Raw genomic sequence first — 17,901 nt, 5'->3', positions numbered from 1 at the left:
CCTCAGCTGGAAATTCAGCTGAGGTACAAATTTTTTTACTTATTTACTATTTTTTAAAACGAGCGAAGAAGCCTTTCTTAGCAGGAGCTACTTCGGCAGCGCCTCTAAGGCCTTTCACGGCGGTGATGTAGATACCGCTTACGGTTGCCTTTACTTCTTTCTTAACCGGTAGGGTTTTAAAGACATCAGCGTCGCACATCAGGGTCATAATCTTTGGTCCCACTTTAGCTTTGACCACTGGCACCTTGGTTCGGCGTAGATACTTCGGTGAATTCTCTACCACGACGGCTGGGAAACCAGCATCTTTTAGGCGCATTTTGCCTTTGTCGATAATCAGCATGGAGACGGTCTGGGCGACAGCGTCCATCTGTTCTTTTTGTTCCGCTTGCTTCTTCTCAGCTCTTTTCCCTAAGAAATATAAGACAACTACTGCTATAACTAAAACAGCTAAGATAATTAACAATACTAAGGTAAATGTACTCACGATAATCCTCCCATTTCGTTTTTTCGCAACTCTCATTTTAGCATTCTTTCGGCGAACTATCAAGGAAAATGGCAGTTTGTTTTCATGAATTAACTGTGAAAACCCTTTAAATTAATCGGTGAATATGGTATAAGTAATGGATGTGAAAAACTAGAAGAGGTGGAAATTTAAATGATGAAGAAAAAAATTATAGCAACAATTTGTGCCAGTGCCCTCCTAATGGCGAGCATAACAGGCTGTGCTGGTAGTACCGGAATCGATACGGATGAGTTAAAGGTGACGAAATATAAAGGGGTTGAAGTAGACAAAATCGACGATGCCGCAGAAGTGACCGATGAGCAAGTCGAAGCCTATATTGATAATAAGCTAGAAGAAAAGAAGACCACGAAAGAGATTACCGACCGGGCAGTAGAAGACGGGGATACCGTAAAGATTGACTACGAAGGTAAGAAAGATGGAGTAGCTTTTGACGGTGGTACGGCAACTGACGCTGATCTAACGATTGGTTCAGGAACCTTTATCGATGGCTTTGAAGACAGTGTGATTGGCCACAAGATTGGCGAGACCTTTGACTGGAACGGAAAGTTCCCAGATGACTATGGCAATACCGAGCTAGCAGGGCAAGATGTGGTCTTTACTATCACTGTTAAGGGAATTACGGAAAGCGAAGTGCCTGAGCTCACCGATAAGTTAGCCAAAGAACTTTCTACGAAGAAAAGCAAAACCATTAAAGAATACAAAGAAGAAGTGAAGGAAATCCTTACTCAGCAAGCTCAGTGGACTTATGAGAACTCGCTAGCAAGCGCTGTTTGGGAAAAAATCTTAGAAAACTCTGAGGTGAAGAAATACGACCAGGAAGCGGTAGATAAATCTGTCGATGAGCAGATTGCGAGCCTCAAGTCCATGGCCGAGCAACAAGGAATGTCTATGGAAGACGTGGTGACTCAGTACGGCTTTGAGACGGAAGACGAACTGCGCAAGACGGTAGAAACCAACGTGAAAGACTCAGAGAAAAGCAACATGGTCCTAAAGGCCATTGCCGAGAAGGAAAAGCTTGAGCCTACAGGCGATAAGCTAGAGGAGTACTACCAGAAGATCGCCGATATGAATAACATCGGTACGATTGATGAGTTAAAAGAGTTAGCAGATGAGGATACTCTCAAAGAGATGTCTCTTCAATTAGCCGTTAACGATTGGTTAGCAAAAAATTGTGTACAGGTGGAAAAATAGATGAAGAAGCCAGTATTAGTAATTATGGCAGCCGGTATGGGGAGCCGTTTCGGCGGGTTAAAACAAATCGCTCCAGTGGACGCAGACGGCCATATCATTATGGACTTTTCCATTTACGACGCTTCTTGCGCGGGCTTTGAAGAAGTGATTTTTATCATTAAGGAAGAAAACGAGGCCCTCTTTAAAGAGGCTATCGGTAACCGGATAGCAAAAAAGATGAAGGTTCATTACTGCTACCAGCAGCTAGATCTTTTGCCGGCAGGATTTCAAGTGCCAGAAGGCAGAGAAAAGCCTTGGGGCACCGCCCACGCAGTTCTTTGTGCCAAGGAATATTTAAACGGTCCTTTTGTGGTCATTAACGCCGATGATTATTACGGACGGGAAGCTTTTGCGCTTACGTATGACTTCCTTATGAACCACGAAGATGACGAGAAATTCCAGTATGCCATGGTAGGTTATCGCTTAGAAAATACGGTAACCGAGCACGGCTACGTTAGCCGCGGCGTTTGTAGTACGGATAAGGATGGTAAGTTAGTAGATATCGTCGAGCGGACTCGCATCGAAAAGCAGGACTCACAGATAGCCTACACAGAGGACGAGGGCAAAACCTATACCCAGCTTCCGGGGGAAACCCCAGTATCTATGAATATGTGGGCCTTTACGAAAAGCTTCGTGGAAGCGATTGCCGCAGGCTTTCCTGGCTTTTTAGAAAAAGGACTGAAAGAAAATCCACTAAAATGCGAATACTATTTGCCAGGCGTAGTGGATGGTTTATTAAAGCAAGATAAAGCCGTTGTCAGTGTCTTGCCGACCAGGGATAAATGGTACGGCATCACCTATCAGGAGGATAAGGTCCAGGTAATGGCCGCTATCCAGAAGATGGAAGATGACGGATTATACAAGAAGGAGCTCTTTTAGAGCTTCTTTTTCGTCTTGAATATATTTGTCCATGGCTTAATATGATGGTATAATAGATAAGATGCGTAATCACAATGAAGATGAAAAGTAGGAGGTAATAGTATGGCAACAATTCTATTGGCTGGAGGAGCTGGTTACATCGGCAGTCACACGGCGCTTGAGCTACTAAATAAGGGATACGACGTAGTCGTTTATGATAATCTTTATAATTCTTCTGAAGAATCGTTAAAGAGAGTAGAAGAGTTAACGGGAAAAACCATTCGTTTTTACGAGGGCGATGTTCTGGATAAAGAGACGCTTAGCCAAGTGTTTGCGAAAGAAAAAATCGATTCGGTTATCCATTTCGCTGGACTTAAATCCGTAGGGGAATCCGTACAAAAGCCCCTTGCTTATTATCAGAATAACATTACGGGAACGATTATCTTACTAGAGGTTATGAAAGAATACGGTGTTAAGAGTATTGTCTTTAGCTCTTCGGCCACGGTTTACGGCAATCCTGATTCGGTGCCCATTACCGAAAGCTTTCCAAAGAAAGAGTGCACCAATCCTTACGGTTGGTCTAAGTCTATGATTGAGCAGATTCTGATGGATTTAAAGACCTCTGATGAGGAATGGGATATTATTATTCTTCGCTACTTTAATCCAGTGGGTGCTCACGAGAGCGGTCGTATCGGCGAGGATCCGAAAGGAATACCGAATAACCTAATGCCTTACGTAGCTCAAGTGGCGGTAGGCAAGCTAGAAAGAGTTGGGGTCTTTGGTGATGACTACGATACCCCAGACGGCACCGGCGTGCGGGATTATATTCACGTGGTCGACTTAGCAAAAGGCCATGTAAACGCCATTGAGAAAATAATCGGTCATCCCGGACTTAAGGTATACAACCTAGGAACCGGTATCGGCTACTCGGTGTTAGATATGATTCACGCCTTCTCAAAAGCTTGTGGCAAAGAGCTGCCATACCAGATTCTTCCTCGCAGAGCCGGCGATATCGCTATGTGCTATGCCGATCCAGCGCTAGCAAAAGCAGAGCTTGGCTGGGAAGCGACGAAGAATTTAGAGGACATGTGCGCCGATACGTGGCGCTGGCAATCACAGAATCCGAACGGATACGAGGGATAAAAAAATGAACAAGAGTAAGAAAAAACAAAACTTGCGGGTAAAAGGAAACTTGCGGCTGTTTTTAATACTGCCGGCTTTAATGAGTCTACTTTTAATCGCGGTTAACGTTTGGATCTACATCACGAATAAACGTGCAGGTCGGTTCCTACTCATCTTTGTAGTAATTTATATTTTAATGGTAACCTTTCTCTTTGCTTACAGTCGCGCCCAGATTATGCGGGACTTGGTAGACTTTGCCACCCAGTACGGGTTGGTGCAGAATACCTTAATCAAGGAGCTAGGGATTCCTTATGGCCTATTTATGGCCGATGGTCAAGCCTTATGGATGAATGACCTATTTAAAAAAGTGGTGGGCAGTAAGCTAAAAAGCCAGATGCCTATTAGCCGGTATATGCCTGAGTTAAACGCCAATATTTTTCCTCAAGAAGAGAACGTAATCGAAAAGATTGAGGTTCACTTTGGGGACCGGATTTATAATGCGGAGATTCGCCGCATTTCGGTGAAAGGCTTTGGGGAGAATGAGCGCCTGATTCATTTTTCCGAAAATGCGGAGCATTTAATCGCTATTCACCTTTACGATGTGACCGAATTATCTAGCTATATCAGGGCCAATGAAGATCAGCAGCTTGTGGCAGGACTTATCTATATCGATAATTACGACGAGCTTTTAGGAAGCGTAGAAGAAGTGCGCCAGTCTCTTTTAATGGCTCTCGTCGACCGGAAGATTAACCAGTATATGGCTAGTGCCGACGGTATCGTTAAGAAGATTGAATCTGATAAATACTTTGTAGTTATGAAGAAGAAGAAGAACTTTAAAGCCTTAGAGGAAGATAAGTTCTCCATTCTTGAAGAAGTCAAAGGGGTAAATGTAGGCAACAAGATTCCGGCTACCTTAAGCTTAGGCCTAGGATTATCCGGTAGCAACTACACCCAGAGCTATGATTACTCCCGAGTGGCCATTGACCTAGCCCTTGCTAGAGGCGGTGACCAAGCGGTTATTAAAGACAATAAGGGCATTACGTATTTTGGTGGAAAGCGGGAGCAGACTGCGAAAAACACCCGGGTAAAAGCCAGAGTTAAGGCCGAAGCCCTCAGAGAGTTTATTACGGTTAAGGACGATATCTTTATCATGGGTCACAAGATGACCGATGTGGATTCCTTTGGCGCAGCCATCGGTCTTTACCGAGCGGTAGCGGCGCTTGAGAAGACGGCTTACGTGGTGGTGGACGAAATTAGTGCCTCCTTGCGGCCGTTATTTGAGATTTTTGATAACAATCCGGACTATCCGAAGGATATGTTTATCACCCCTGAAGAAGCCATCGATATGGCAGATAGTAAGTCTTTAGTTATCGTAGTGGATACCAACCGGCCCCAGATGACCGAGTGTCCCGAGCTCTTACAGATATCAAAGACCATTGTGGTCCTCGATCATCACCGCCAGAGCAGCGATAATATCGACAATGCTCTGCTATCATATATCGAGCCTTACGCCTCTTCGGCGTGTGAGATGGTCTCGGAGATTCTTCAATATATTGTGGATAACATCAAGATTCCTAACGTAGAAGCCAGTGCGATGTACGCTGGAATTATGATCGATACCAACAACTTTACCAACCGTACCGGAGTACGTACCTTTGAGGCAGCGGCTTTCCTTCGCCGTAACGGCGCCGATATCACTCTGATTCGCAAGATGTTCCGAGATGATATGGGCTCTTACCGGGCAAAAGCGGAGATCGTCCGTAACGCCGAAGTATACCGGGATAAATTTGCCATTGCCACCGGTAGCAATCTCCAGGTGGAGAGCCCCACGATTATCGGGGCCCAGGCAGCCAATGAGCTTCTAGACATTAGCCAGATTAAGGCGTCTTTTGTCCTAACAGAGTACGCTGGTAAAATCTATGTTAGTGCCAGAGCCATTGATGAAGTGAATGTACAAGTGATTATGGAGCACCTAGACGGTGGCGGGCATATGAATGCTGCCGGCGCTCAGCTAACGGATATGACGTTAGCCCAAGGGGTGGCCAAAATCAAAGAATTAATCGATAAATTAATTAGTTAATAGTAACGGAGGAGTGCGAAATGAAGGTTATACTCACTGAAGACGTAAAATCCCTTGGTAAAAAAGGGGAGACCGTAGAAGTAAACGACGGTTACGCAAGAAATTTTTTATTAAAGACGAAAAAGGGGATCGAGGCCACTAGCAAGAATTTGAACGACTTAAAGCTTAAGAATGCCCATAACGAAAAGGTAGCTCAGGAGAACTTAGAGGCGGCCAAAGAACTGGCGAACGAGATTGAAGCCGGCCAGATTACGGTAGCCATAAAGACCGGTGAGGGTGGCAAGAGCTTTGGCTCCGTAGCTACGAAAACCATCGCCGATGAGACGAAAAGTCAGTTAGGCATTGAGATTGATAAGAAAAAGGTCCTCTTAAAAGAACCCTTAAAGACACTAGGAACCCACGAAGTCGGGGTGAAGGTACATAAAGACGTGACAGCAACCCTTAAAGTTGTGGTAGTAGAAGAAGTCTAGGAGCAAAATTATGGAAGAAAGTGTTATCAAACGTATAGCACCTCACAGCGTCGAAGCCGAACAAGCAGTCATCGGCTCGATGATTATGGATAAAGACGCCATCAGTGCGGCCATGGATATTATCGAAGGCGGCGAAGCTTTTTACCACCGGCCTTACGGCATTATCTATGATGCCATGGTAGAGCTTTATAACGAAGGCAAGCCGGTGGATCTGGTGACCTTAAAGGATCGTCTATTAGAAAAAGAACTACCAGAGGAGATTACGAGCCTTGAGTACATGAAGGACTTAGTCCTCAATGTGCCCACCTCGGCGAACGTGAAATACTACGCAAAAATCGTCTATGAAAAAGCTATGCTGAGAAAGCTGATTCGGACCAATGAAGAGATTATCGACAGCTGCTATGCCAATAAAGAGCCGTTAGAGGTTATCTTAGAGGATACCGAAAAGAGCGTCTTTAACCTTGTGCAGAAGCGCTCGGTGGCCGATTATCGCAGCATCGATACCATTACCATCGACGTCCTTAATAAAATCGAGGAAGCCTCTAAGAATACCGGCAGCATTACGGGAATTCCGACCGGCTTTACCGATCTTGATTACAAGCTAGCCGGCTTACAGCCCTCGGATTTGATTCTGATTGCGGCCCGTCCATCGATGGGAAAGACGGCTTTCGTTCTGAATATCGCCCAGCACGTGGCGCTTAGGAAGAAGGAAACGGTAGTCTTCTTTAGCTTGGAGATGGCGGATACCCAGCTGGTATCTCGTCTCTTATCCCTTGAGTCCCACGTGGATGCAGGAAAAATCAGAACTGGTAACCTTAGGGACAACGAATGGGCTCAGGTCATTGAAGGCGCTTCCAATATTGGAAAGTCAAGAATCATCGTCGATGAGACCCCTGGTATTTCCATTACCGAAATGCGCTCTAAGTGCCGTAAGTATAAGCTAGATAGCGACATTAAGCTGATTATCATTGACTACCTACAGCTCATGAGCGGTAGCAGTAAAGGCGGCGGTGAGAACCGTCAGCAGGAAATATCCGAAATCTCTCGGTCCCTAAAGAGTTTAGGCCGTGAGCTAGGAGTTCCGGTTATTGCCCTTTCCCAGCTTTCTAGGAAGGTAGAAGAACGACCGGATAAAAGACCGATGCTCTCGGATTTGCGTGAGTCGGGAGCCATTGAGCAGGATGCCGACGTGGTTATGTTTATTTACCGTGACGATTACTATAATAAAGAGAGTGAAAAGAAGAATCAGGCAGAAATTATTATCGCTAAGCAGCGTAACGGCCCCACCGGGACGGTTGATCTGGCTTGGCTACCAGAATACACGAAGTTTGCTAACTTAAGTAAAGTGGATAATTAGACAAATGAAAACCGCCTGTACTCAGTGTACAAGCGGTTTAACAATTACTATAAGTTTTAATTAGCCTTGAGAGATAGCTCCCACTGGACATTGTGCTGCGCAAGCGCCGCAATCGATACAAGTATCCGCATCAATGTTATATTGAGCATCTCCTTGAGAAATCGCGCTTACTGGACATTCGCTTTCGCAAGCGCCACAGCTTACACATTCTTCACTAATTACATATGCCATTTCAAACTTCCTCCTTTAATAAAATCCTCTTCAGGTTATTCCTATCATAATACAAAGAAATGCTGATAGCAAGAGGAATTATGTTCTAATTTACATGCAAAAAAGACTAGCAAACTAGTAGGAGTTATATATGAAAAACAGATTGATAAGTGGACTCTTAGTCCTAACGATGATAGCCGCCCTGCTAATGGGCTGTTCGAAAGAGCCCAAGAAGAGTCCCAGCAGTGAGGCTCCCGAGACGCCAGCTTACCAGGAGTTCTTAAATGCCATTAATCCCTTTGCCTACGGCAATGTAGACGACCTAAAGCTAGAAGCCGGTAGCTACATCTCCGTTATCGGTAGGGGCAGTGGTGGTGCCTTCTGGGATACTGTCAAAAAAGGAGCAGAGCAGGCCATTGCCGACATCAATGAGAAGAACGGCTTTACAGGAAAAGATAAGGTTAGAGTGGTCTATAGCGGGCCTTCGGTTACAGGAGATGTGGATCAGCAGATCAATATCTTCGATGAGGAGCTGGCTCGCTATCCCATCGCCATCGCCATTTCCGTTGCCGATGTCCATTCCTTTGAAGTGCAATTTGACTTAGCAGGGGAGAATAACGTGCCGCTAGTCACCTTTGACGCCGGTAGTGAATACCACAATATTCGCGCCAATGTGGGTATCGATAACGGCGCTGCCGCCAGTCAGGCAGCAGAAGCGATGGCTCCCGAGCTACCAGAAGCGCCTGTAAAGGAAGAAGCAGACCCGCCAGAGATAGAGCCAGAGGGTGAGGCAGAAGCAGAGACAGAGGACGAGACGACAGCCCCAGATGAGTCAGATAGCGATGCTGTGAAGGTTCTGATTATCTCCGGTAATACGGGAGCGAAGACGGATCTTGAAAGAGAAAAGGCTTTTAAAGCGAAGTTACAAGAGCTGCGCCCAGATGTAGAGTTTATCGATACTTTCCAAATGGCAGAAGGCAATCAAGAGCACCAAGATAAGCTTCAAGAACTATTAGAGAAAGAACAGCCAGCAGGCATCTTTATTACCGCCAATTACCTAAAGAGCCCAGTACTTAAAATCTATGAAGACCAGACCAAGTTCTCAGAATATCCGCTGATTATTGGTTTTGATGGGACGACGACCGAATTAAAGAACCTAGAAGAAGAGAAGCTCTTTGGCCTCATTTTGCAGAATCCCTTTGGCATGGGCTATGCCAGTGTGGTAGCAGCAGCGAGAGCTGGGCTTGATTTTCCGAATGAAGCCTTTGTGGATACGGGCTTTGCGCTAGTAACGGCAGCAGATGCAAAGAGTGCGAGTGGTTATATTTATGCAGATTAAAAAACCTGAGGGTAAATAATCCAAGTGATTATCTACCCTCAGGCTTTCTTTTTGATAGGGAGAAAGTGAACTCTGTCCCCACGCCCTCTGTACTTAAGACGGTGATATTTTCATTATGTGACTTTAAAGCGTCTCTGACGATAGAGAGCCCCAGTCCAGTACCTTTTTTATCTTTTCCTCTAGAGGTGTCCGACTTATAAAAGCGGTCCCAAATCTTACTCAGTTCTTTGGCTGGAATCCCCACGCCGTAATCCTTTACAGATACTCCTACCTTATCGCCTCTATCGGTGGTTTCAATGGTGATAAGGGAATCGACGTCGCTGAATTTAATGGCGTTGTCGATGAGATTATAGAGCACCTGCTCAATCATCTTCTTGTCAGCCCAGACCGACAAGGTCTTAGTGGCGAAGACTAAGTCGATGGAGATTTTCTTCTCCTTACAAAGCCCTTCAAATGACAGAGCAATCTGGCGAATGACTTCGTGAATGTCGAAGTCCTCGTAATTTAAAATCAGCCCTTTGTTGTCATACGTATTTAAGGTTAAGAGATCCTTTGCTAGATCCGTTAAGCGCTGGGTCTCATAGGAGATAACTTTAAAGTACTTATCGTACATTTCCTCGGGAATGGTGCCATCCATCATGGCATCTAAGTAGCCCTTAATCGAAGTAAGGGGCGAGCGAAAGTCATGAGAGACGTTGCCGATAAACTTCTTCTGGGCCTCTTCCATGTGCTTAAGCTCATTGGACATAGAGTTAAGAGAGGCGGAAAGGTAACCCATCTCATCCTCGGTGGTAACTGGGATAGTGTACTCCAGGTTCCCAGAAGCATATTGCTGTGCGGCTTCGGTGATCTTCCGCAGGGGTCTGTAGACAAAAAGGTTAAAAGTGATCAAGATGGCAAAGGATAGCAGGTAGATAATCAGCGCCACCAGATAGAAGATCAGCATCAGGTTATCTCGCAGAACATCGATATCCGCCAGGTGCTTATGAACCATTAGATACCCGTGGGTTATGTAAGAATCGCCCGCTACGGGAGCGATTACCGTAATTACTTCATTATCAAAAAACCCGTGGTAGTTACCGGTGAGATACCGTTTATTACCGATTTCCGCCGGATTAAAATTCGGTAGCGTACTAGGGGGAGAGGCATAGTCGCTTGGAGTTGAAGAAGCCACCATTGTGCCGGTGGTATCCACTAGCCAAACTGCGGCGTCTAGTTGCTTTTCCATGCCCCGCACAAGAATCATCTCCTCTCGGTCATTTTCCTCGGTTAGGAAAAATTCGGGAAAGACCTCAGAGGCCATTACGTTCGTCTCTTTATAGATAGTATCCGTATAATACCCGCGAATGCGCGCATCTAAAAGACCGTTACCCACGAGGGAAACGATAAAGATGCCAAAAAAGCCCACCACGATATAGGTAATTAGGAATTTTAGATAAAGAGTACTGCGCATGAATACCTCGCCTGCTTAAAGATTTGCTTCAAATTTGTAACCGATACCCCAGACAGTGCCTAGCTTCCAAGTATCGTGATCCTTAATTTTCTCCCGGAGACGCTTAATATGAACGTCAACCGTCCGGGTATCTCCGGCGTAATCGTATCCCCAGATCTGATTCAACAGCTGTTCTCTAGTAAATACCTGATTAGGACTAGAGGCCAGGAAGAAAAGAAGCTCTAGCTCTTTCGGCGGCATGTCTACAATCTGGCCGTCAGCCTCTACCGAATAGTTACTTAGGTTGATGACAAGGTCAGGATAGCGAACCACCTTTTGTCCGTCAGGATTCGTGTTTTCCGTAGTACCGGAATCTTTAAAGCGGCGGAGCACGGCTTTCACCCGCGCCACTAGCTCCTTCGTATCAAAGGGCTTAATCATATAGTCATCGGCGCCTAGTTCCAGACCTAAGACCTTATCAAAGACCTCCCCTTTAGCTGAGAGCATAATAATCGGGGTCTTAGAGTCCCGGCGAATCTCCCGACAGACCTCGTAACCGTCTTTACCTGGTAGCATTAAGTCTAGTAAAACTAGGTTAGGGTTATAGCTAGCAAAGACCTCTAGGGCCTCCTCGCCGGTTAGGGCAATCTTCGTTTCGTAAAATTCCTTATTTAGATAGAGCGCAATCAATTCCGCAATGTTTTCGTCATCATCGACGATTAAAATCTTTTCTTTATTCATCAGTCAATACTCCCCTTTCTAATCTAATGATTATTCCTTAAACTCGGCAACGGTAACGCCAGCGTCCCCTTCGCCGAACTCCCCGGCTCTAAAGGACTTAACGTATTTCTGTTTCTTTAGGTGATCGGCTACAGCCTTTCTTAGCGCTCCCGTGCCCTTACCATGGATAATGCGGACACTACTTAAGTGAGCCAGATAAGCATCATCTAGGTATTTATCGAGAGCCGCGATGGCTTCGTCCACCGTCTTCCCGATTAAGTTAATCTCTGGGCGAATCGATAAAGACTTGCCCATACCAGAGCCGATATTTCTACGCTGCTCCTTCTGCTTCTTCACATAAAGGGGCTCTTCATCGATAATCTCTAAGTCGCTAAGGGGTAGCCTGGACTTAATAATCCCCATCTGGACGGTAACGTTACCTTTCTTATCCGGTAGTTCGATCACATTGCCGGTTACATTGAGGCTTAACACCCGTACCTTTTCCCCGAGCTTTAAGTCGGTTGGCTTCAGCTCGCCGGCAGTCCTTGGGATGGGAGTGATGGCTGGGGCCCCGGTTTTTGCTAAGCGCTTCCGTACCTTTTCCCGGTCTCGTTCTAAGTCAGCAAGGGAGATATTTTCCCCGTACTTGCGTAGCTTCTTAATCAAGTCATCCGCTTCGGCCTTCGCATCGGAGAGCACCTTAGCCGCTTCTTCATTGGCCGCTTGCATGATTTTATCCCGTCTGGCATCTAGCTTGCTCTCTTTTTCCGCCAAGCGCTCTTTTTGCTTCTTTAGATCTAGGTTATGACGGTCAATCTCCATCTTCTTGGCTTCAATGTCCTTGCGGCGGCGGTCTAAGTCGCCGATTAAGTCTTCAAAGGATTCATCTTCCTCATCGATCTGCTCTTTGGCCGCGTCGATAATGTAATCCGGAAGCCCTAGCCTTTTGGCGATAGCAAAGGCGTTACTTTTGCCTGGCACCCCGATTAAGAGCCGGTAAGTGGGCCGCAAGGTATTTACGTCGAACTCGCAGCTAGCGTTCTCCACCCCTTTGGTGCTAAGAGCGTAGACCTTTAGCTCGCTATAGTGAGTAGTGGCAGCGGTGCGAATGCCTCTGGCGTGAAGATAATCCAGAATGGCAATGGCTAGAGCCGCGCCCTCAGTCGGGTCGGTGCCGGCGCCTAACTCGTCAAAAAGGACCAAAGAACGGTCATCAATCGTCTTCAGGAAAGAAACGATATTCGTCAAATGGGAAGAAAAGGTACTAAGGCTCTGCTCAATACTCTGTTCATCCCCGATGTCCGCTAAGACATCGCTAAAAAGGCTTAGCCTCGACCGGTCAAGGGCCGGTATATGTAAGCCGGCTTGGCCGATTAAGGAAAATAGGCCAATGGTCTTAAGAGTAACCGTCTTACCACCGGTATTGGGTCCGGTAATCACCAGGAGAGAAAAGGCGTCGCCTAAAGAGACCGTAATCGGAACCACGGTCTTCGGATCTAGGAGGGGATGGCGACCTTCCCGAATCTCGATAATCCCTTCGTCGTTATAAAGAGGCTTAGCAGCCTTCCAAAGATAGGCTAAGTTTCCCTTGGCAAAAATAAAATCAAGAGTCGCCAGCGTCTCATTATTTACCTTCATCTCTGGTAAAAACTCGCTACACTGGTTGCTTAAATCGGCGAGAATCACCTGAATCTCGTCCTTTTCTTTCGCTAGGAGCTCCCGCATATCGTTATTTAAATTCACCACTGCTAACGGTTCGATAAAAAGAGTCGAACCGGTGGCGCTTTGGTCGTGAATCATTCCCGGTACCTGGGCTTTATACTCAGCCTTTACCGGGAGACAGTACCGGTCCCCCCGCATAGTGACGATGGGGTCTTGGAGATAGGTCCGCAGACTCTTATTCACCATTTGGTTTAAAGTGGAGTGAATTCGGTCGTTAATCCGCTTCATCTGGGAGCGGATGTTCTTTAGATTAGGCGATGCTTCATCGCTGATTTCATCTTCTGCTAGAATACAGCGCTCAATCTCCGTCGCTAAGGGCGTTAGGGGCGAGAGGAGATCAAAATACGTGTCTAGTAGGTCCCCTGGTTCATCGCTTCGCTCCCTCCGGCCGTAAGACTTAGCCTGAGCCGCCGATTTTAGCATGTTTTTCAAATGGAGCAGCTCACCGCTGCCTAAGATGGCGCCCACTTCTAAGCGCTTTAAGAGGCCATTAATGGGCACAAGGCCGTAGAAAGAAAGGCGTCCCTTCTTTACAATGCGACTAAAGGCGCAAGCTGTCTCGTCCTGGGCCTTCTCCACTTCCTCTAAAGAAGGCAGAGGCATTAAGTTCTCACATAAGTCTCGCCCACCCTTAAAAGAGGCCTGTTCACTTAACAGACCGATAATTTTATCATATTCTAATTTGTTTAAACTTTTTTTATTCATCATTTTTCACCTATGAACATTCTACCGTATTTGCCTTCCAAAGAAAAGGCTTATTGAACATTGAAAAGCAATAAGTTATACTTTAAGGTGAGGGATTTGGAGAAGGGTGTCTTACTACCATGGAAGAAAAAAAGCACGAAGATTATCCATTCTTACAAGAAACAATTAAAGACGAAGTAAAAGATGCTAGGAAGACTGGCAGATTTGTACTAAGCTGGGTGCTTAGAGGCTTGATTCTAGGCAGCATCGCCAGCTTAGTTTTTGCTGTGTCAAAACCCTTAATCGATAAATACTATGGCGGCGACGCGAGGGAAATCAAGCTAGCGGAAGAGATTGAAGCCGAGCCAGGAGAAGATCCCGGGGCAGATACTAGCGAAGAAGCACCAGTGACCTCCGAAGAAGACATAACCCAGAAGAAGAATAAAATCGCCAACCAGACCTTCCAGTCCCTAGTGACCATCTATGGCATTAAGCCTGGTGAGAGCTGGTCCGTTGAGGCGGAGCAAAGGAATACGGTAAGCGGCGTGATTTTAGGCGAAAATAGCGAAGACATCTTAATCTTCGCTAGTGTTAGCGTCATGCGAAAGACCACCGATCTACGAGTCACTTTTGTGGACGGCAGTACTTATAAAGGCTTCTTAAAGATGCGAGACGGGGTTACCGAAATGGGTATCTTTACCGTCCGCAAAGACGATATGGAAGAGTCTACGAAAAGCGCCATTGCCATTGCCAAGCTCGGCAGCTCCAAGCAAACGAAGCGGGGCGAAGAGGTAATCTTAGCCGGCAATCCCTTTGGTTATTCGGAAGGGGTAGGCTTTGGGATTATCTCAGCGATCGGGGAGAGCACTGACCTTTATGATGGCACCTATAGCCTTTTACATACGGATATCCTGACGACGAAAGAAGGCACCGGGGTCATGGTAAATATGTCAGGCGAGATTATCGGCCTACTAGCCCCCCGCTTTTACCCAGAGAATACGAAGACCGAGGTAACTGGCTTTGGCATCACCGACATCAAAGGCCGAGCCGAAAAGCTCCTAAATATGCAAAACGTCCCTTATATTGGGATCGTCGGTGCCGTCACTACCGAAGAAATGGTAGCTGCAAAAGTACCGGAAGGCGTCTACGTAGGCCACGTAGGCATCGATTCACCGGCTATGCACGCCGGTATCCAAAAAGGGGATGTGCTGCAAAAAATCGGCAAGACCGAGATCAAAGAATTTGCCGATTATACAAACGCCCTACTAAAAGTAAAGCCCGGGAAAAACGTGGTGATTGAAGGGGCCCGCCTAGGCCAAGGGGGAGAATACGTCAGTATTGAATACACCGTTACCGTAGGTACGAAGGAAACTAAATAATAGAAATGAGGACTATATGAAATTTATTGGAACTATCAAAGAAGGGGATACCATCCGCGACATCTATTTTTGTAAAGGCAAGAGAAGTGCCGAGACCCGCAATGGGAAACCCTATGACAATCTAATCTTACAAGACAAAACCGGCACCATCGACGCCAAAATCTGGGATCCTAATTCAGCAGGGATCGCTGATTATGAAGAAAAGGATTACATCGACATCTTCGGCGAGGTGGTAAGCTTTAATAATAACCTTCAGCTAAATATTAAGCAGCTAAGAAAAGCTCACGAATCAGAATACGACCCAGCGGAGTACATGCCAACCACCGAGAAAAGCACCGAGGAAATGTACACTCAGCTAGTTGGCTATATTAATCAAGTAGAGAATAAATACTTTCGCGGCCTCTTAGACTACTACTTTGTAAACGACCAAGACTTTATCAAAACCTTTTGCAATCACTCCGCCGCCAAAATGGTCCATCACGGCTTTGCCGGCGGTCTCTTAGAGCATACCTTAAGCGTAACCAAGTTCTGCGAATACCTAGCCGATAATTATCCCTTATTACACCGGGATCTATTGCTAACAGCAGCGATCTTTCACGATATCGGCAAGACCAAAGAACTCTCAGCCTTTCCTGAAAATGACTACACCGATGCAGGCCAGCTCCTCGGGCACATCGTCATCGGCGTAGAGATGGTAGACGCCGGCATGCGAGCAATCCCCGGCTTCCCAGAAGTCCTGGGCTTAGAGCTCAAACACTGTATCGTCGCCCATCACGGGGAACTAGAATACGGCTCACCGAAAAAGCCTGCCCTTCCAGAAGCGGTGGCGCTTAACTACGCTGACGCCGCAGATGCCAAGATGCAGACCCTAACAGAAATCTTTAAAGACAAAACCGATACGAAGTGGCTAGGCTATAACCGCCTCTTTGAATCCAATCTTCGTCAAGCGACCGACGCTTAAAAAACTATAGTGATCAGACAGAACGGAAAAACCATGAAGAAGAATGATATTGTAGAAGTAGAAATAACAGATTGTGGAATAAACGGCGAAGGGATAGGGAAGCTTTTGGGCTTCCCCCTCTTTATTAAAGACGCCCTAATCGGCGATACGATTCAGGCGCGAATAACCAAAGTAAAGAAAAACTACGCCTTCGCCCGTCTCGAAAAAATCATCACTCCCGCGAAAGAGCGCATCACGCCTCCTTGTCCAGTGGCAGCTCCTTGCGGTGGGTGTCAAATCCAGGCCCTTTCCTATCCGGCTCAGCTCACCTTTAAAGAAAAGAAAGTAAAAGACGTCCTTATGCGCCTAGGGAAGGTCCCAGAAGGCCTCCTAGAGCAAGTAATGGAGCCTATAATCGGAATGAACGAGCCTTACCGCTATCGCAACAAAGCCCAGTACCCCTTCGGTACCGATAAAGAAGGCAATTTAATCGCCGGCTTCTACGCTGGTCGCACCCATCACCTAGTTACTACCGATGACTGCCTAATCGGCGCCAAAGAAAACAAAGACGTCCTAGACGTCATTCTTCGCCACGCCAGGAAACATCATATCGCCGCCTACGACGAAGAAACCAGAACCGGCCTTCTGCGCCACGTCCTGATAAGAAAAGGCACCCATACTGGCGAAATCATGGTCTGCCCCGTCATTAACGGCAAGACATACCCCAAGGTAGATAGCCTGATAGAAGAACTAACAAAACTCCCCGGAATGACCTGTATTGCTCTAAGCATCAACACCCAGAACACCAACGTCATCATGGGAGAAGAAATACAAACCCTGTGGGGAACCCCCTATATAACCGACAAAATAGGCGATCTAGAATTCCGCCTATCCCCCCTATCCTTCTTCCAGGTAAACAGCCAGCAGACCGAAAAACTATACCAGAAAGCTCTAGACTACGCCGGTCTCACCGGAAACGAAACCATCTGGGACATCTACTGCGGCATCGGAACTATCACCTGCTTCCTAGCCAGGAAAGCAAAACAAGTCTACGGCATCGAAGTTATCCCCGAAGCCATCGAAGACGCTAAAGAAAACGCCAAACTAAACAACATCGACAACATTCAGTTCTACGCCCAAAAAGCCGAAGACGAACTGCCAAAACATAAAGAAGACAAAAAGACAGACATCATCGTCGTAGACCCACCAAGAAAAGGCCTAGACGAAAAAGTCCTAGAAACCATTATCTACATGGAACCAAAAAAGATCGTGTACGTCAGCTGCGACCCCGCTACCCTCGCTAGAGACATCAAATACCTACGCGAACACGGGTATGAGTTAGAACACCTAACCCCCGTCGATATGTTCCCCCATACCGTACATGTGGAGACTATAGTGTCACTACAACGAACAGATACATAGAAATCCTTGATTTTACGCTGTTTTTCGACCTATGGAGCTTTGGAATTGACAAGGAAAAAAACATGAGAAAAGAACTAATTAAAGAATTTCGAGTTTCTGTTCTCATTGAGGTCGACTCCGTAGATACGTCAGAATAATGTATATAAACATAATATTTACAGTCGCATGACTGGCTTAGGGATACTCTTTTAGGAGTGTCCCTTTTTGTTATCTTGGAAGGAGAAGTGAATTTTTATGATTAAAGTAAGACTACAAGGAACAAGAGAAGAAATTATTTGGTTTCGCGAACAAATACTAGCTCGCAATGTAAATGTGGAGATTAAGGAGGTGTCAGACTTTTTTAACAACAAAGGAACGAGAAATTTTGTTAGAAACTACATGGAAATTAATAGAGCAAAAAGGAAAAGGTAGGA

At 46.1% G+C, this 17,901-nt stretch carries 16 protein-coding genes; 11 read left to right on the top strand and 5 right to left on the bottom strand.

Features of this window, described 5'->3' with window-relative positions; all coding sequences use genetic code 11:
• Positions 1 to 46: 46 nt before the first annotated feature.
• Positions 47 to 484: a hypothetical protein gene (locus NHH16_RS08510; RefSeq protein ID WP_262069169.1), complete on the bottom strand. Its 438-nt coding sequence runs from the start codon at positions 482 to 484 to the stop codon at positions 47 to 49.
• A gap of 171 nt (positions 485 to 655) precedes the next feature.
• Here NHH16_RS08510 and tig point away from each other — a divergent pair, with 171 nt between their 5' ends.
• From tig to dnaB, 6 genes are all read left to right on the top strand, one after another.
• On the top strand, positions 656 to 1,714 hold the full coding sequence (tig, locus tag NHH16_RS08505; protein ID WP_262069168.1) for a trigger factor: 1,059 nt from the start codon (positions 656 to 658) through the stop codon (positions 1,712 to 1,714).
• A complete protein-coding gene (locus tag NHH16_RS08500) occupies positions 1,715 to 2,632 on the top strand; it encodes a sugar phosphate nucleotidyltransferase (protein WP_262069167.1) in 918 nt (305 codons plus the stop codon). It abuts the gene before it with no gap.
• 102 nt (positions 2,633 to 2,734) lie between these two features.
• Positions 2,735 to 3,754 (top strand): UDP-glucose 4-epimerase GalE, encoded by a 1,020-nt coding sequence (galE, locus tag NHH16_RS08495; RefSeq protein WP_262069166.1) that lies wholly within the window; start codon positions 2,735 to 2,737, stop codon positions 3,752 to 3,754.
• Positions 3,755 to 3,758: 4 nt separating this feature from the next.
• A complete protein-coding gene (locus NHH16_RS08490; RefSeq protein ID WP_262069165.1) occupies positions 3,759 to 5,813 on the top strand; it encodes a DHH family phosphoesterase in 2,055 nt (684 codons plus the stop codon).
• A gap of 20 nt (positions 5,814 to 5,833) precedes the next feature.
• Complete coding sequence (gene rplI / locus NHH16_RS08485) at positions 5,834 to 6,283, top strand: 50S ribosomal protein L9 (protein ID WP_262069164.1); 450 nt, start codon at positions 5,834 to 5,836, stop codon at positions 6,281 to 6,283.
• 10 nt (positions 6,284 to 6,293) lie between these two features.
• Positions 6,294 to 7,640, top strand: a complete 1,347-nt coding sequence (gene dnaB, locus NHH16_RS08480; RefSeq protein ID WP_262069163.1) for a replicative DNA helicase — start codon at positions 6,294 to 6,296, stop codon at positions 7,638 to 7,640.
• Positions 7,641 to 7,700: 60 nt separating this feature from the next.
• On the opposite strand, the gene NHH16_RS08475 is transcribed toward dnaB, so the two are convergent.
• The gene (locus NHH16_RS08475) at positions 7,701 to 7,871 is read right to left on the bottom strand and encodes a DUF362 domain-containing protein (protein ID WP_262069162.1); all 171 of its coding nucleotides are present in this window, start codon (positions 7,869 to 7,871) and stop codon (positions 7,701 to 7,703) included.
• Between the two features lie 130 nt (positions 7,872 to 8,001).
• Here NHH16_RS08475 and NHH16_RS08470 point away from each other — a divergent pair, with 130 nt between their 5' ends.
• On the top strand, positions 8,002 to 9,189 hold the full coding sequence (locus NHH16_RS08470; protein WP_262069161.1) for a substrate-binding domain-containing protein: 1,188 nt from the start codon (positions 8,002 to 8,004) through the stop codon (positions 9,187 to 9,189).
• A 28-nt stretch (positions 9,190 to 9,217) separates the two neighbouring features.
• On the opposite strand, the gene NHH16_RS08465 is transcribed toward NHH16_RS08470, so the two are convergent.
• From NHH16_RS08465 to NHH16_RS08455, 3 genes are read right to left on the bottom strand one after another with little or no spacing between them, the layout of a single operon-like run.
• Positions 9,218 to 10,642, bottom strand: coding sequence for a HAMP domain-containing sensor histidine kinase (locus NHH16_RS08465; RefSeq protein ID WP_262069160.1), 1,425 nt, complete (start codon positions 10,640 to 10,642; stop codon positions 9,218 to 9,220).
• 15 nt (positions 10,643 to 10,657) lie between these two features.
• Positions 10,658 to 11,365, bottom strand: a complete 708-nt coding sequence (locus NHH16_RS08460) for a response regulator (RefSeq protein ID WP_262069213.1) — start codon at positions 11,363 to 11,365, stop codon at positions 10,658 to 10,660.
• 27 nt (positions 11,366 to 11,392) lie between these two features.
• Complete coding sequence (locus tag NHH16_RS08455) at positions 11,393 to 13,768, bottom strand: endonuclease MutS2 (protein WP_262069159.1); 2,376 nt, start codon at positions 13,766 to 13,768, stop codon at positions 11,393 to 11,395.
• Between the two features lie 119 nt (positions 13,769 to 13,887).
• On the opposite strand from NHH16_RS08455, the gene NHH16_RS08450 reads away from it, so the two are divergent.
• From NHH16_RS08450 to NHH16_RS08435, 4 genes are all read left to right on the top strand, one after another.
• Positions 13,888 to 15,126 carry a S1C family serine protease gene (locus NHH16_RS08450; RefSeq protein WP_262069158.1) on the top strand — a complete coding sequence of 413 codons (1,239 nt, stop codon included), beginning with the start codon at positions 13,888 to 13,890 and terminating at the stop codon, positions 15,124 to 15,126.
• Positions 15,127 to 15,142: 16 nt separating this feature from the next.
• Positions 15,143 to 16,087 (top strand): 3'-5' exoribonuclease YhaM family protein, encoded by a 945-nt coding sequence (locus NHH16_RS08445; RefSeq protein ID WP_262069157.1) that lies wholly within the window; start codon positions 15,143 to 15,145, stop codon positions 16,085 to 16,087.
• A 33-nt stretch (positions 16,088 to 16,120) separates the two neighbouring features.
• Positions 16,121 to 17,488: a 23S rRNA (uracil(1939)-C(5))-methyltransferase RlmD gene (gene rlmD / locus NHH16_RS08440; RefSeq protein WP_262069156.1), complete on the top strand. Its 1,368-nt coding sequence runs from the start codon at positions 16,121 to 16,123 to the stop codon at positions 17,486 to 17,488.
• A gap of 234 nt (positions 17,489 to 17,722) precedes the next feature.
• Positions 17,723 to 17,899: a hypothetical protein gene (locus NHH16_RS08435; protein ID WP_262069155.1), complete on the top strand. Its 177-nt coding sequence runs from the start codon at positions 17,723 to 17,725 to the stop codon at positions 17,897 to 17,899.
• Positions 17,900 to 17,901: the final 2 nt, after the last annotated feature.

Source organism: Ohessyouella blattaphilus (assembly GCF_024721265.1).
Classification (GTDB): Bacteria; Bacillota; Clostridia; order Lachnospirales; family Lachnospiraceae; genus Aequitasia; species Aequitasia blattaphilus_A.
The sequence above is the reverse complement of the archived record's forward strand: the minus strand, read 5'-3'. Positions and strand labels throughout refer to the sequence as shown.